Below are 13,556 nucleotides of genomic sequence, written 5' to 3'. Positions count from 1 at the left end.
AGGGAGAACCCCACCCAACCCTCAGCAAGGGAAGGGCTAATTTTTTAGGCTGATGACTTGTCCCTGCGAGTAGTAAGCGACTTGATTCGGTTTGATTCGTTCTTTGATTTTAATGGTAAAGGATTGCAGGGTGGTGTAATCGACATCCGAAATTGTAAAGTTTTGGGTTTCCAGTCGATCTTCAAATGGAAGGTGTACGTTCATAAAGAAAGTTCCCGGCGATCGCAGTTGAACCCGATACTCATTCTCGGCTATCTGGGTGACATCCACGGCATCCGACGGACTGAGGATGTTGTGGAAACTTGCATTGTCAATCCAGTCAATTTGGGACTGGCAAAAGAGTTGAGTGGCGGGATATAAACTATTTCGATAAATATAGGCACCATTCAAACTGTCGGGTATGTTGATCAAGAACATTCCATCCCCTTCAAGTTCGCGATCGATGCTTTCAAGCACTTGCTTTGAAATCTGTCCCGCCGCAATCCATTTTTGATTGGAGGCGTAGAGTTGATAGGAGAAAAAGAGGGATAGAGTTATAAAAACAATTGCCGTTATGAGGCGAAACCGAGATAATAAAAATCCCAAAACGAACACACTCAAAATAACCAAAAACACCGAGGGGAGATACAGTAGCCGTTCCCCCTCGGTTGTCCAGAGGGAGACGGGGATGTTGATGACAGGTAACAGGGAAACAAAAAATAAACCCAGCAACAAAATGACCAATTTGGCAATTGAGTTGTAAATCCCCCCTTTCCAAAAACAGACGATAGTAAAAATTAAAATTACCGCCAAAAACACCGAAAAAGACAGGGGCCATATTCCTGCGTAGACGGGGTTTAGGGGTGGGATAAAAATCCTGATACTGGAATACAAACCCCGCAGAAGAATGGCGAAATCGAAGTTCATGTGAACGTCACTTCCATATCCTCCAATAAATTGTTTTAATCCCCAATATCTGAGTCCAAAATAGGGAAAAAATGCAGTGGCATAAATTAGGGGCAAATAAAATATTTTATAAATTTTATTTGCGGATTTTTTTTGATTAATGTGATCGTAAATTTCATACAAAAATAGGAAGCCGGGATAAACGAGAACCGATTCTTTCGATAGCAAACCCAGTAAAAAAAGGAGATAGGAGAATAGAAACCATCTGCGATCGCCCGTCTCCTTATATTTCAAATAACAGCAAAATGCCGCCAACCCAAAACTGGTAGCGATCACATCCGATCGCGCCGCAATCCAGGTGACGGCTTCGACGTGGCTGGGAAGGATGATAAAAATAAATGCCGATAAAATCGAGAAAATAGTGACAAACTTTCCAGCCAGTTTTGCCCCCCGAAATAGGAGACGAGACAGTTGATAAACCAGAAAACCATTCAACCCGTGAAAGAATATATTTGTCAGGTGGTAGCCGACGGGATTTAATCCCCAAATCTGATAGTCAAAAAACAGTGTCAGGGAAACGAGGGGGCGGAAAAACACATCCGGGGGAGTCGTCCAAACGCCCAGTGGACCTCGCGTTTTTACTTGGTAAACCCAGTTGAAATCATCGGACAGGAAAAACGAATCGACGATATTTCCGTAGGCGATCGCACTCAAAGCAAGACAGACAATTAAGGCGATCGCGTGGAATTTGAACTGTTTTGAATCGAAACTCAATACCGTCATACTTCAAGCATCCTATGAAAACTGCTTGAGAAGCCAAAGCATTTTTTCTTTCACGGGTTTTCGGTGGGCAGAACCCGCCTTTTCTGCCTGTAGTTTATCGTAGTTTTTCTGGAACCAATCGTAACTTTCCTTGAACATTTCGTCGTTGGAGTATTTCGGTTTCCAGCCCAAGTTTAACAGGGGTTGAACGTCGAAATAAAATTCTTTGTGGTAGGTGAGATAGTGCCAGGGGGCGAGGGGACTCAAACCCACGATATCCAACAGCCTCAGCGTTCCGATTGTCAACCCGGTGGGGAGGCTTTTAACCTGGGAATCGGTTCCAGCGTAGGTTATTAAATTCTCTAACCCCTGTCGCAGGGTTCCAAAGCGATCGCTTCCGACATTGTAAATTCCCGGTTTTCCCAAATCTAACGCCAGCAGGTAAGCGTCCATCAAATCCAGGGCGTGGACGAACTGAAACTTGATATTTCCATCGCCGATAACGTAAACATTTCGCCCTTCTTGAATCCACTCAAAGAGAATCTGAAAAATGCCCAGCCGTCCCTCGCCCAAAATCGTCCGGGGGCGGATGACAATCAAGGGCAAACCTTCGCGATCGCACACCTGGCGAACCGCCAATTCCCCCGCCAACTTCGCCCGTCCGTAAATCTCCACCGGCTGGGGTTCCGTGTCGTTAGTAATCGGACATTTGGGATCGCCAAATAACGCGCTGGAACTCATGTGAATAAAACTGCCAACCCCCGCCTTTGCCGCTTCCTCGGCGGCGATGCGGCTGCCCTCGACATTCACCTCCCAAAACTTATCCCCCGACTTGGTGAGGGGCACCAACGCCACATTGTGATGAACGATATCGATCCCCTTCATGGCGGCGGCGACACCCGCGCGATCGCGAATATCACAGTTGATATATTCAATTTCCGGGGGGCGAGTGGGATCGTCCCAAATATCGAGAATTTTGACATCTTCCCCCCGTTCCAACAGCCGGCGGGCGATCAGATTGCCCAAAAAGCCGGAACCCCCTGTCACCAGATGTTTCATGGACTGCCGCTAACCTTCCAAACGATAAACCTGCAAGAATCGTAAACCAATGTCGCCGATTCGTAAAGGAATTGAACCGGCGGATAATTGTAAAACCACAACCGGGGGGCGATGTCGCGAGAAACCGTTTCCGGGCGACACCCCACCACCCTTTCAACCCGAAAACCACAGAATTGAAACATCGCCCGACTTCTGCGACTGTGGGGTTGATTGCAGTATAAAATAACCTCTCCCAGCGGCCATAATTTTTCCCGTTTCAACCCTATCCTCAATACCCGGGCATTGTCAAAAGTATCCAAATAAGTTCTATCCCGCACATTGGCAGGCACGAAAATTTGCAAATCCGGGCGGAGTTTTTGCAGGAATTCGGCGGCATAATCCTCCTCCGACTTGGAATGTCCGAAGGAATTTCCGGGAGACACGAACACGCGATCGCCCGTTTCCGCATCCGCCGCCACCCGACGCACCACCGCTTCAAAATAATCCGATAAATTCTCCACCGCTTCCGGCGATTCTGTCGCCGTCAACCCCTCCGTGACGATCATATAATCCGCCATCAGTTATCGATTCCCCCGTAATTGTCGAACACCCATTGGAGGCTGCGACGCATCCCCTCTTCCAGGGAAACTACAGGATAATAGCCCAATTCTAGTTTAGCTTTGGCGACAGAACAGGCGATGGTTTTATTCATTTCCGACAAAACATGAATTTTTTGCTGGTACAATCCCAGACGTTGCAAACTCCCATCAACCACGGTGGCGATATCCCCGGCAATTCCCGGCAATTTCAAACGTTTGTGGGCGCAAACTTGGTTAAATTCAGATTCCAATAACTTCTCAACCGTGTCGATAATTTCATTCATCGAATAGGGGCGATCGTCCGCGATCCAGTAGGTTTCGCCGTTCGCATTTTCCGACTCCGCCGCCAGCAATATTCCCTGACAGAGATTGTCCAGATAAGCCATCGATCGCAAATTATCTCCATCCCCCACAATCGGGCCCTTGCCATCCCGAATCATTTTAAAAAATAGGGTCTGTCTCGGCGGTTGGTTGGGGCCGTAAAACCAGGGCGGACGGACGACGACGGTTTCGATTTTGCCCGATTTTTGTACCTCAGAAACCGCCAATTCCATCAACATTTTAGATTTCCCATAATTCATATAGGGATTGTAGGGGGATTTTTCATCAAATAAATGGTCGGGGTGGGGATTGCAGCCACAGGGGGAATTGGAAGATACAATAACCGCCCGTTTGATCCCATTTTTTACCGCAGAATTTAACAAATTTTTCGTCCCCTCAACGTTGATATCGTAAAACTCAGAAACCTGGCGGGGATGGATGATTCCGGCGGTGTGAAATAGGGTCGCGCCGTCCGCCCCCTCACAGAAGCGATCGCAGTCTTTGGGATTCCGCAAGTCCCCCACAATTACTTCAATTTGATCCGAAATTTTTTGGATACTTTCGGGATCTTGACCGGGCAAAATCAGACAGCGGAGGGTTAAATCGTCCTTCGGTTGCGACAACCGTTCGACATCTGGAATTCCCTTGATTAACGCTTTTACCAAACTGATTCCCAGCCAACCCAACGCACCCGTAATTAAAACGCGATCGCTCATTTTCTCCTCACCTAAATTTTGCCCAAAAACTGTAACGCATTCCGCCGCGCGATCGCCATAATCGACCCCTGGGGATTCACCCCCGGCGCCGTACACAGCAAACTCGCATCGGCAATATAAAGATTGTCAAAACCGTGCACCCGGCCGAAGGAGTCCGCCGCACAAACCCGGCGATTTTCCCCCATCGGACAGGAGGAAAATAGGTGCACCGTCATCAAATTGGAACTCGCCGCCGGGAGCACCTCCGGGATGCGATCCAAATCCGCCGTGCCCGCCAACCGCCCGAACCCCGATAAACTGGGGTAAAGCGCGATCGCCCCCGCCTCGAACAGCAATTGGCCCAACTTCCGCAACGCCTCGGCCAGATCCCGCAAATCCTCTCCACTCAGGCGATAGCGCACCAGGGGATCGCGAAAACCGGGGAGGGGGCGCACCGAACCCCGGCCCGACCCCGTAATCATCGCGTAATAAATGGCCATATTTTGCCAGTGGCGGTGCACCTCCCCCGCAAACTCGGGATGATCCACCATTCCCACGGACAGGTAAGCCGGAGAACTGATCGAACAGCCGAAACTGAACCGGGGGGCGAACTCCTTCACCTGATGCACCGGAACCCCCATGTCGCGGGCGTTGACAGCCTCCGGAAATTGCGCGATCGCCTTCACCGTCGGGTGCAGTTGCAGGGAATTGCCGACATTTTCAGTGATGCCGCTGCGCCGCAACAGGGCCGGGGTGTGGATGGCCCCGCAGCAGACGAACACCGTTTCCGCCTCGATTTCTCCCCGATTTCCCGACAAAATCCACCGTTTCCCCCGCCTGCGAATCCGGTCAATTCGCGTCTCCGACAACAGCCGACAACCCGCCTGTAACGCCCGGGGAATAAAGGTTTGGGTCATCGACTGGCGAGTTCCTTTCGGTGGCAAACTCGGGTTGTCCTGGGTTTCATAACGGAACCAGCGCGGGACTTCCAGCGATTCCCACCCCAATTTCACCGCCCCTTCGTGGAGTTTCAGGGAGGCGGCGGGGGGCTTTCCCGGCAGGGGACAGACGGTGACGGCCCGTTCGCAGGCCTCAAAATGGGGCAGTAAGTCGGCGTCCGCGAGCCCCTCCACCTGAAATTCCCGGCGCCAGCGTTCCAAAATCTCCGGCGGCGTGCGGTGGTAGAGCCCGCTGTTAATTTCGCTGCCGCCCCCCACGCAGCGCCCCTCCACATATTGAACTTTCGGCTTACCGAGGGCGGCGGTTAACCCCCCATTGCGATATTTCTGCACCATTTCTTCCTGGGAAAAGGGCTCGCAGGATTCGAGGGGTAAAAAAGATCCGTCTTCGATGAGCAAAACGTCCCGTCCGGCTTCGGCCAGCAAACAGGCGGTGATGGCACCCCCAGGGCCGGAACCGATGACGGCAATTTCGCAGGACTGGGATTCAGACATGACGATCGCGGGGACTCGAATTGACCAAAGATTGCCAACAGAGTACCACCAAACTCTCGTAAAAGCGCATCAAATCTCGGCAGGGGCCGAAGGGGGAATTTTTCCATGCTTCGATCTGACTGCGGCGGCGATCGGGGGTTTGGCGGTGAAAGGGCGACCCGCGCAGCCATCCCCAGCAGTCGAAAATAACAGTGAGTAACCAGATGGGAAATTGCAGGTAATCCGGCATCCGGCGATGTTGGTCGAGGACGAATATCACTACGTCATTCTGGTGGAAATCGGCGGTTTCGTCGGCGGGGGTGCGATCGCGGATCATCGAGTAACAGAGGGCGGAAGCGGTGCGGGTGAAAAGTTGGTTCATGGTTTTTTTGAGATCAATTTTCGGTTATTTTGAAAGTTTGTCAATCCGAAATTTATTATGATTTAATGTTTGCAAAAGGTGATAACATCAAATATAGTATAACATTTCCGGCATCCGGAATTAGAAACCGGGTGTCTTCAGAAAAATCGGGTGGAGACATCTAAACTATCATAGAAACCCGGTTTCTTGGACGCACTGTAAGACCCGACATGACAAACGATCCGTATCACCTGAAACGTTTCCTGGACGCACAAGCCACAAGCTACGATCGCGCCTTAGCCGAACTCAAAGCCGGCCGGAAGCGATCGCACTGGATGTGGTACATTTTCCCCCAATACAAAGGTTTGGGTTTCAGTGCCATGTCGCGGCGGTACGCCATCCAAAGTTTGGAGGAAGCAGAGGCCTATTTAAACCATCCGATATTGGGCGATCGCCTGCTCGAATGTACCGCGACGGTGTTGGGAATTACGGGGCGATCGGCTCACGATATTTTCGGCTCTCCCGATGACTTGAAGTTGCGCTCCTGCGCGACCTTATTCGAGGTGGTGTCGCCCCCAGATTCCGTGTTTTTGCAGTTGTTGGATCGGTTTTACGACGGGGATCGGGATGCCAAGACTTTGCAGTTATTGAGATAACAGATTGAGGTTTTCGTAAAGGTCGGCGATCGCGCATTTAAACCCGATGCGATCGAATTCCACCTGTTCGCCGGCACGATAGATTTGAGGCATCCAGAGATTGTCCGATTTGCGCTGAAATCGTTCGATCAAAACTTGTTTTTGATGAATCAACACATATTCCTCAAATTCCGCGATCGCTTTGTAATCGGCGAACTTATCGCCCCGGTCGAAGGCCTCGGTCGAATCCGATAAAACCTCCACAATCAGCTTGGGATGCAGGATAAAATCTTCGTCGGAAATGCGATCGCGATCGTCGCACGTCACCGCCAAATCCGGATAATAAAATAGATTCAATTCGGGGAGGCGTACCTTCATATCCACCCCATAGGAAATACAGCCCGTGTCGCGCAGGTGATTGACCAGCAGCGCGGACAGATTTCCCGTAATGATGACATGAGCCTTACTGGCTCCGGCCATCGCCACGATTTGCCCCTGTAGATACTCATGTTTGATCGGACTCACCCGCTCAATTTCTAAATACTCTTCCGGTGTAAAATAGGTGTGACTTTTACTATGAATCATTTTTCTTTGTCGAACCTCATTATCAATATCTTACAGCAGATTCAACTTATTCGCCCAGGCTACCGCTTCCGTGCGGGAATATTTGGAAGTGTTATCACTCGTCTACAGCTTGTGAAATCGGCTGAGGAGACTGTGGGAGTCCGAACCCAATTGCTGACGTTGATTGAGGAAATGCCGGAAGCTTGGCTGGAAGAAGTCAAAGATTTTGCCGAGTTTATTCAGCAGAGGAAGCCAAGAATGACTCGGACTTCGGAGTAGTTTTCTTATTCGCTCTTAACTGGATTTATTCGTACAATTCGGTATGCCATAAAACTCGGGCATGGACTGCCTCACCTTTCTCATCAAACACATAATTTATGATTTATACTTGATGATGAGTTCATCCTCACAATCGAAAATTGTCAAAGCCTTTTTTATGCGCTCAAATTTTCCTTTATTATCTATGTTTGCTTCAATAAAATATGTTTCATTAATCGCAGTGGCTTGCCTGCAACGATTCGGATCTTTGGTCAGACTTATTTTTTCTGCCAAATCAGAAGTGAAGAATGCTTGAGGTTGAGAATCAAAAAAATGTTTCATCACTTCTAGATATAATTTGCTCATCTCTGATATTTCAAGCTTTCGATCAAAAAAGATCGCATACTTCAACTTTTTGCCCGTCGGATCTTCTGCGTCAAAAATATTGACTTCGTTAAAATCCATTTTTTCTTCAATTTCAATATCTGGGAAAAGCCAGACTTTTAAGAAGCGATCTACAATCATTTCAAATCTAGTTTCAATCTCTTTTATTCCCCATCGATCAATTTCGCTCAAATAGCGATTCAACCAAAGCCGACTATATTTATAGCCTTGCTCTTTTCCGTCAACATTCATATCTCTTTTTTCGATAAAAGTTTTATTTCCTAATTTTCCATTGTTGCCAGAAAGTGTCAGATTTGCGATCGTGTTCAAATAATTATTATTGATAGTATTAAATTCCATTTCACCCAATTCATTTTTCCATTGTTGAACTGGATTTTGAGGAAATATATGCTCTACAGTAATATCTTCATTGTCTTCAATTTTGACGGGTTCATTGTTTTGGTAATTCTCAAGTCTATCCAAAAAATACATTCTGTTTTTTGCCTTTATTTCATACATATTTTTTCGTTCGAGTGCATCGATCAATTCTCGGTCACGCGGAAACCTTTGGCTTCCCTTTTTCTGAATCAAAGACAATTGTAATGAGTAAAGATAGTTCTGAGTATTCACATCTTCATAAAGGCGCATAAAAATTTTATTGAGTGAATTACTTGACAGACCCATGATAAACCTTCTCCAGGTAAAAGATTGAATCAATTCTAAGACACTAATAAAGTCTTGTTTGGTGATTGCGCGACTTGAATAATCATCATAAACTTTGATTAAAAATGGATAGGCAACATTAATCTCAAGTCGGTTGATGTATTCAAGCTGAAGTCTAATATCCCGATCTTTTTCGTTGGCTGGATTTAAGAGTTTGTTGTAATGATAAGCAAATTTTTTGAGAACAGTCAGGTTTTGCTCTAAAACCGCCACTGTTGATGTCGGATATTTGAACTTAAATTCTTGATAAACCTTGTTTTTGTTGGGTATTTTTTTATTTTCGAGGGTCAGGTAATCCCTGATATAGTCAGAGACTTTACTAGAATTTTTAGATTCATCTTTAGCCAGCCTTTCAATGTGTTCCCAATATACTGTGTAAATTTTGTTTTGTAATTCTCGATTGAGATCCATCAAAATATAATTTCGGATCAGATCGGCTTGAGATAATTCAAGTCCCGTCGAATTAAGGCTTTCAAAAATCCTTTGGGGATCATCTTTTCCTCTTTCAAGTGAAATTTCGACAAACATCAATTTTTTTAATCCCTTAAGGACAAACTGATAATTCTCTTCTGAGATCCTGGACTGGAAATAATTGAAATTTTCAATTATTCGAGAAAAATCGGTATATTCTTTGAGATTGTCATTTTGCAAAATATATTTTAATGCTCGATCATTGTTTTCGGTTGGTCTTAACTTAAGTTTTTCGTCGCCTTCCGCAAATTTATTGATAAGGTAAGTTTCATAAATTTGATTCGTTAAAGATGTTTTGCCTAGTTCTTGAGCCAATCTGTGTAGAACCAGATAAATTAAAGTGACAGTTGTGAGGCGTTGCTGTCCGTCAATAATCGTCAATTCATTAATATCTGAAACGGAGTAAACATCATCGCGAATGTACACAATACTGCCAATGAAGTGAGCGTTAAGCTCTTCTTTATTGCTGAGTTCCAAAATATCATCTAAAAGCTGTTTGCATTGTGAATCACCCCAATCATAATTTCTTTGATAAATTGGGATGACAAATCGCGTGTCACTCTGAGACAAAAATTTGTTGAGGTTGATTTCGTTGGCTTTCATGATGGTAGTGTTGAGGGTAGCTACAATAGATCGCACACCAGAACCTTCGAGCCTCGGCGCATTCCGGAACTGCGTCCAAGCCCGATCGCGAGCCTATGATTTTCTACTGTAACGCCTCCTTCAAGTCCTGTCCAGCAGTTGTTAACAATTCTTATTCATTTTTTGCCTGTTACACTTCCACCAGCCGATCGCACCCAAAACCCTCACTCTTCCCACTCTCCTTGCAGGGTAAATCCCGCCCAAAAAAACGGGGAATTCCACTCCGAAGACTGCCACAAATCGATCGGGGCAGATCGCAACGCCGCCGCTGGAGACTGCCCCCCATCCAGCATTTTTTGATAAAATTTTACCATCAATTCCGCTCGGAGCGATCGCGCCCGATCGGGTATTCCAATAACGCCGTATTTTCATCGAGAATATCCCGTTGAATCGCTCCCAATTTGTTCTCGCCTATTTCCCGGCTTTAATTGTTCCGCCAGCCTCCCCACGCCTCCGATACCCACGCCGCCGATTCCCGGCCCGTCCGTACCGGGTTTACCGTTCTAAATGATGGTTGTGTAGTTGGGCTTTAGCCCCGGAGCGGAGCGCTGAAGCGCAACTACGAACGATTCATTATTATAAAAATTTTACCACAGAGACACAGAGGACACGGAGACATTATGGGTCTTCCCCTTTACCCTTGCTAGGGGACGTGAAAGCGATCGCCCACATAATTTAACTGTTCTTTCAATTGGGCATTTTCGGCTTTATTGCGGGGGATGTCGGGTTGGAATTGCCACGCTTCGCACTCTCGGGCGAGGGCTTCCGCCAACTGCCAGCGGTGGTAAAACGTGCGTCCGGCAACCTGTTTGATGGCATCGATTTGGGCGGGACTGAGATAGCTTTTATCCAAATCTTCGATGCGGGTGGGGTCGATATAAATGGGATAAACTCGGGCGATCTCAAAAAGCTGTTTTTCCTGGTCTTTTGTCAGGTTAACTCTGGCCTCCACTTCTTCTTTAAAATTGACACCGCCCGCGATCGCACGGCTGCTGAGGTCGGAGAGGCGATCGCTCGGAATTCCCACTTCCCGCAACTGTTCCAAAACGGGTTGGGAGAGTCGGTAAGTCACATCCCGATACACGGGTTGATCGAAAACATTCTGCACGATAAACAGCATGAACAGGCTGATAATTGCCGCGATGATCGGCGTGGACACCCAGCCGGAGGCGATGCCCAACAAAACCCGCCAGCGAATTTGTCTTGCACCTTTAATTCCCCGCAGCAAACCGATGCCGATCACCGCCCCTACGACGGCTTGGGAACTGGAAACGGGAATTAAGGGAATGGTCGGCAAACCCGCATTTGACAACAGGCTTTCCAACCCCGTGGAGGAAAAAATATACAACACTAAAGAATGGGCGACCACCACCACGAACGCCGCCACGGGAGACAGGGGCATCAAACTGTTGCCCACCGTCATCATCACCCTTCTAGAGTAAGTGTAAACCCCGACGGCGATCGCAATTCCGCCGACGAGAAACAGTTGTTGGACGGAAGTAATTGCCACCGTTCCGATGTAAAAGTCGGTGAACGGGGAGGACGAAACGAACACCCCCATCACGTTGCCGATATTGTTGGCACCGAGGGCGTAGGAACCGAAAGCCCCGGCCACAATGAGTCCCCAGCGGGTGTAAAGGTCGAGACTTAAAAGGTGAAGTTGGGCTCGCTCTAGAATCGCCTCGACTAAATGATAGAGAAGGGCGGCGAAAATGGCACCCAAAATGGGACAGGCGACCCAAGTTCCCAGAATTTTAACTAAAGTATCGGTATCGGTAATCGAGCCGCTGAATTGGTTCCAGCCGATAATCGCCCCGACGACGGCTTGGGTGGTCGAAACGGGGAGGCCGATTTTTGTCATCCAAAAAACCGTCAAAGCGGCGGCGAAGGCGGCGGTAAATGCCCCGGCGATGGTGTTGACGGCGCCGAGTTCTCCCAACCCCCCGGCGGCACCCGCACCCCCCAAAACGGCGCCGATAATCACGAAAACGCTGCAAATAAAAGCGGCGGTTCCGAACCGCAGCATCCGGCTACCGACGGCGGTTCCGAAGACGTTGGCGGCATCGTTGGCACCCAAAGACCAGCCCAAAAATAAGCCGCTCGAAAGAAAAATTAAAATTGCGATCGCGTCCATTGTTTCCCCGGTCGTGGCCCGTCCGCCGTTTTAATTTAACGAAAGGTTAAGACGACGGTTCGGCTCACATCGACATCGCGATCGCCGTATCTCTTGCCTGACGGGCGATCGCGCCCAATTTTAAACCGTCTCGTGCTCTCTCAAATTAACCGTTCGGCGGCTCCCATCTCGGCGCCACAAATTCCCTTAAACCCACTACAATCTTAAATTGTAGCATATTTAACCGTTTCTTAACCTGACCCCGGGGAAAGGTGGCAGAGGGCTAATGCCAGCAACCCCCCACAGAGAACATGAATTGTTAATTGTTAATTGTTAATTGTTACATTACCCTTTTGATGGCATAAATCGCCAATTCATCTCCGGCATCTTCCGCCGCGTCGGCGAGGCTGTCGATCAGATCTACACTGTCCCGCAACTGCATTTTGCGATCGAGGGGCAATTCGGAATTGAAGATATTTTTCTTGAGACGGATGGCGATGCGATCGCTCTCCGTTTCGTACACCCGCACCCGATAAAGGTGGTCGCGGACGGCATCGGGGTGGCGGAAAAATGCCCTCGCTGCGATGACGACGGTTTCCACACTTTTCACCGCCATCGCCGTCAATTCTTTGAGGTCTTGGTGGTAGGTTTCGGGAATGTCCGGATGTTCGATAATAATACTTTGATAGGTGTCGCCGAATACGTCGATCAAATAGTAGAGATCTTCGAGCAAACTCAGCACGTCTCCCCGAAAGTCGGGGATCAACATTTCGGTGTAGAGTTCCGATTCGATCGCCCGCCTCAGTTCGTTGCAGCGCCCTTTCACATCCCGCAATTGCTGCATTTTGGCTTCGCAGGCATCCCAAATTTCTTCGGCATCTAGATAGGACGACATCCCCATTTCAAAGTATAGGCATCCTTCGGAGATCTTGTCGAGGAATTCGTCGATTTGAGCTTCGATAAATTTGGTTTTTCCAAATAGGGGGGCGATGTCTTTGTTCATGTTCTCAAAATCTTTCAAATCGACGGGAATGGATGCGATCGCCATTCTCAAATTTGATGGGGAACCCGGACTCGCCCCACGGGTGAACCGCCCGCGATCGGGCGCTCTCAGGATTGGGTCATGTCCTCACCGTTCTGCCGGTTGCTCTACAATTGTTCGACCAGGGGTTGAATTATACATCAATTCAAAAGCCAGATCTTCCTGATCGAATCCATTTTACAATTTTTGAACTTCGGCTGTCAACCCCCACTAAAGCTACGTCCGCGCGGGGGAAACCGATCGCGGCATCGCGTTATTTGAAGACAGTTTGGCCCGGTTTGAAGAATTGGGCGAAATTGGGCGATCGCCGATGGTGACAGTTATTTGCTGATCAGTTTTGGATGGAATGGCAGTCGCCGGGTTCACAGCACCATTTTACCATCCCGAAGATCGAAAACTGACCGAATTTGCGATCGCATAAATTGACTCATATCAAATTCGCTTCAATGCTCCCATTCAATTCGGTTGCATACCCAACCGCTTGGGAATCAATTCCCAAACTAACAGCAAAAATCATCGGTCGATGATTGGGAAAGTTGTACGATATAGCGCGGCGCGCGGGTGTAGGGTGTAGGGTGTAGGGTGTAGGGGCTAGAAATCGCCAAGACACATGGAAGTTTCGGGTTCTGT

13 protein-coding genes are annotated in these 13,556 nt (G+C 48.2%); 2 read left to right on the top strand and 11 right to left on the bottom strand.

From position 1 onward, the window contains the following. Positions 1 to 36 precede the first annotated feature (36 nt). The 6 genes from LKE08_RS06025 to LKE08_RS06000 are packed head-to-tail and all read right to left on the bottom strand — an operon-like array spanning position 37 to position 6,115. Positions 37 to 1,668, bottom strand: a complete 1,632-nt coding sequence (locus tag LKE08_RS06025) for a hypothetical protein (protein ID WP_324703298.1) — start codon at positions 1,666 to 1,668, stop codon at positions 37 to 39. Between the two features lie 12 nt (positions 1,669 to 1,680). Continuing rightward, the gene (locus LKE08_RS06020) at positions 1,681 to 2,706 is read right to left on the bottom strand and encodes an NAD-dependent epimerase/dehydratase family protein (RefSeq protein WP_324703297.1); all 1,026 of its coding nucleotides are present in this window, start codon (positions 2,704 to 2,706) and stop codon (positions 1,681 to 1,683) included. Further along, the gene (locus LKE08_RS06015) at positions 2,703 to 3,263 is read right to left on the bottom strand and encodes a hypothetical protein (protein ID WP_324703296.1); all 561 of its coding nucleotides are present in this window, start codon (positions 3,261 to 3,263) and stop codon (positions 2,703 to 2,705) included. Before LKE08_RS06015 ends, LKE08_RS06020 begins: the two co-directional genes overlap by 4 nt. Beyond that, positions 3,263 to 4,321: an NAD(P)-dependent oxidoreductase gene (locus LKE08_RS06010; RefSeq protein ID WP_324703295.1), complete on the bottom strand. Its 1,059-nt coding sequence runs from the start codon at positions 4,319 to 4,321 to the stop codon at positions 3,263 to 3,265. Before LKE08_RS06010 ends, LKE08_RS06015 begins: the two co-directional genes overlap by 1 nt. A gap of 11 nt (positions 4,322 to 4,332) precedes the next feature. Next, positions 4,333 to 5,754: a GMC family oxidoreductase gene (locus LKE08_RS06005; RefSeq protein WP_324703294.1), complete on the bottom strand. Its 1,422-nt coding sequence runs from the start codon at positions 5,752 to 5,754 to the stop codon at positions 4,333 to 4,335. Next, positions 5,747 to 6,115, bottom strand: coding sequence for a hypothetical protein (locus tag LKE08_RS06000; RefSeq protein ID WP_324703293.1), 369 nt, complete (start codon positions 6,113 to 6,115; stop codon positions 5,747 to 5,749). Before LKE08_RS06000 ends, LKE08_RS06005 begins: the two co-directional genes overlap by 8 nt. A 209-nt stretch (positions 6,116 to 6,324) precedes the next feature. Here LKE08_RS06000 and LKE08_RS05995 point away from each other — a divergent pair, with 209 nt between their 5' ends. Continuing rightward, positions 6,325 to 6,750, top strand: coding sequence for a DUF1810 domain-containing protein (locus LKE08_RS05995; RefSeq protein WP_324703292.1), 426 nt, complete (start codon positions 6,325 to 6,327; stop codon positions 6,748 to 6,750). Here LKE08_RS05995 and LKE08_RS05990 read toward each other — a convergent pair. After that, the gene (locus LKE08_RS05990) at positions 6,739 to 7,314 is read right to left on the bottom strand and encodes a Uma2 family endonuclease (protein WP_324703291.1); all 576 of its coding nucleotides are present in this window, start codon (positions 7,312 to 7,314) and stop codon (positions 6,739 to 6,741) included. The genes LKE08_RS05995 and LKE08_RS05990 overlap by 12 nt on opposite strands. Between LKE08_RS05990 and LKE08_RS05985 the strand changes: the two genes are divergently transcribed. Next, positions 7,306 to 7,572, top strand: a complete 267-nt coding sequence (locus tag LKE08_RS05985) for a hypothetical protein (RefSeq protein WP_324703290.1) — start codon at positions 7,306 to 7,308, stop codon at positions 7,570 to 7,572. The two genes, LKE08_RS05990 and LKE08_RS05985, sit on opposite strands and share 9 nt — an antisense overlap. A 96-nt stretch (positions 7,573 to 7,668) precedes the next feature. On the opposite strand, the gene LKE08_RS05980 is transcribed toward LKE08_RS05985, so the two are convergent. The 4 genes from LKE08_RS05980 to LKE08_RS05965 form a co-directional block, all read right to left on the bottom strand. After that, complete coding sequence (locus tag LKE08_RS05980; protein ID WP_324703289.1) at positions 7,669 to 9,732, bottom strand: DUF262 domain-containing protein; 2,064 nt, start codon at positions 9,730 to 9,732, stop codon at positions 7,669 to 7,671. A 203-nt stretch (positions 9,733 to 9,935) separates the two neighbouring features. Continuing rightward, complete coding sequence (locus tag LKE08_RS05975; RefSeq protein WP_324703288.1) at positions 9,936 to 10,085, bottom strand: CHAT domain-containing protein; 150 nt, start codon at positions 10,083 to 10,085, stop codon at positions 9,936 to 9,938. A 329-nt stretch (positions 10,086 to 10,414) separates the two neighbouring features. Next, on the bottom strand, positions 10,415 to 11,905 hold the full coding sequence (locus LKE08_RS05970) for an inorganic phosphate transporter (RefSeq protein ID WP_324703287.1): 1,491 nt from the start codon (positions 11,903 to 11,905) through the stop codon (positions 10,415 to 10,417). Positions 11,906 to 12,224: 319 nt separating this feature from the next. Further along, positions 12,225 to 12,932, bottom strand: a complete 708-nt coding sequence (locus LKE08_RS05965) for a DUF47 family protein (protein WP_324703286.1) — start codon at positions 12,930 to 12,932, stop codon at positions 12,225 to 12,227. Positions 12,933 to 13,556: the final 624 nt, after the last annotated feature.

This window comes from Lyngbya sp. CCY1209, from assembly GCF_035615495.1.
In the GTDB taxonomy this organism is placed as follows: Bacteria; Cyanobacteriota; Cyanobacteriia; order Cyanobacteriales; family Microcoleaceae; genus Limnospira.
The sequence above is the reverse complement of the archived record's forward strand: the minus strand, read 5'-3'. Positions and strand labels throughout refer to the sequence as shown.

Excerpts from the sequence above, each read along its gene's own strand:
- LKE08_RS06025 (WP_324703298.1), bottom strand. The coding sequence starts at position 1,668 with ATGACGGTATTGAGTTTCGATTCAAAACAGTTCAAATTCCACGCGATC.
- LKE08_RS06020 (WP_324703297.1), bottom strand. The coding sequence starts at position 2,706 with ATGAAACATCTGGTGACAGGGGGTTCCGGCTTTTTGGGCAATCTGATC.
- LKE08_RS06015 (WP_324703296.1), bottom strand. The coding sequence starts at position 3,263 with ATGGCGGATTATATGATCGTCACGGAGGGGTTGACGGCGACAGAATCG.
- LKE08_RS06010 (WP_324703295.1), bottom strand. The coding sequence starts at position 4,321 with ATGAGCGATCGCGTTTTAATTACGGGTGCGTTGGGTTGGCTGGGAATC.
- LKE08_RS06005 (WP_324703294.1), bottom strand. The coding sequence starts at position 5,754 with ATGTCTGAATCCCAGTCCTGCGAAATTGCCGTCATCGGTTCCGGCCCT.
- LKE08_RS06000 (WP_324703293.1), bottom strand. The coding sequence starts at position 6,115 with ATGAACCAACTTTTCACCCGCACCGCTTCCGCCCTCTGTTACTCGATG.
- LKE08_RS05995 (WP_324703292.1), top strand. The coding sequence starts at position 6,325 with ATGACAAACGATCCGTATCACCTGAAACGTTTCCTGGACGCACAAGCC.
- LKE08_RS05985 (WP_324703290.1), top strand. The coding sequence starts at position 7,306 with ATGAATCATTTTTCTTTGTCGAACCTCATTATCAATATCTTACAGCAG.
- LKE08_RS05990 (WP_324703291.1), bottom strand. The coding sequence starts at position 7,314 with ATGATTCATAGTAAAAGTCACACCTATTTTACACCGGAAGAGTATTTA.
- LKE08_RS05980 (WP_324703289.1), bottom strand. The coding sequence starts at position 9,732 with ATGAAAGCCAACGAAATCAACCTCAACAAATTTTTGTCTCAGAGTGAC.
- LKE08_RS05975 (WP_324703288.1), bottom strand. The coding sequence starts at position 10,085 with ATGGTAAAATTTTATCAAAAAATGCTGGATGGGGGGCAGTCTCCAGCG.
- LKE08_RS05970 (WP_324703287.1), bottom strand. The coding sequence starts at position 11,905 with ATGGACGCGATCGCAATTTTAATTTTTCTTTCGAGCGGCTTATTTTTG.
- LKE08_RS05965 (WP_324703286.1), bottom strand. The coding sequence starts at position 12,932 with ATGGCGATCGCATCCATTCCCGTCGATTTGAAAGATTTTGAGAACATG.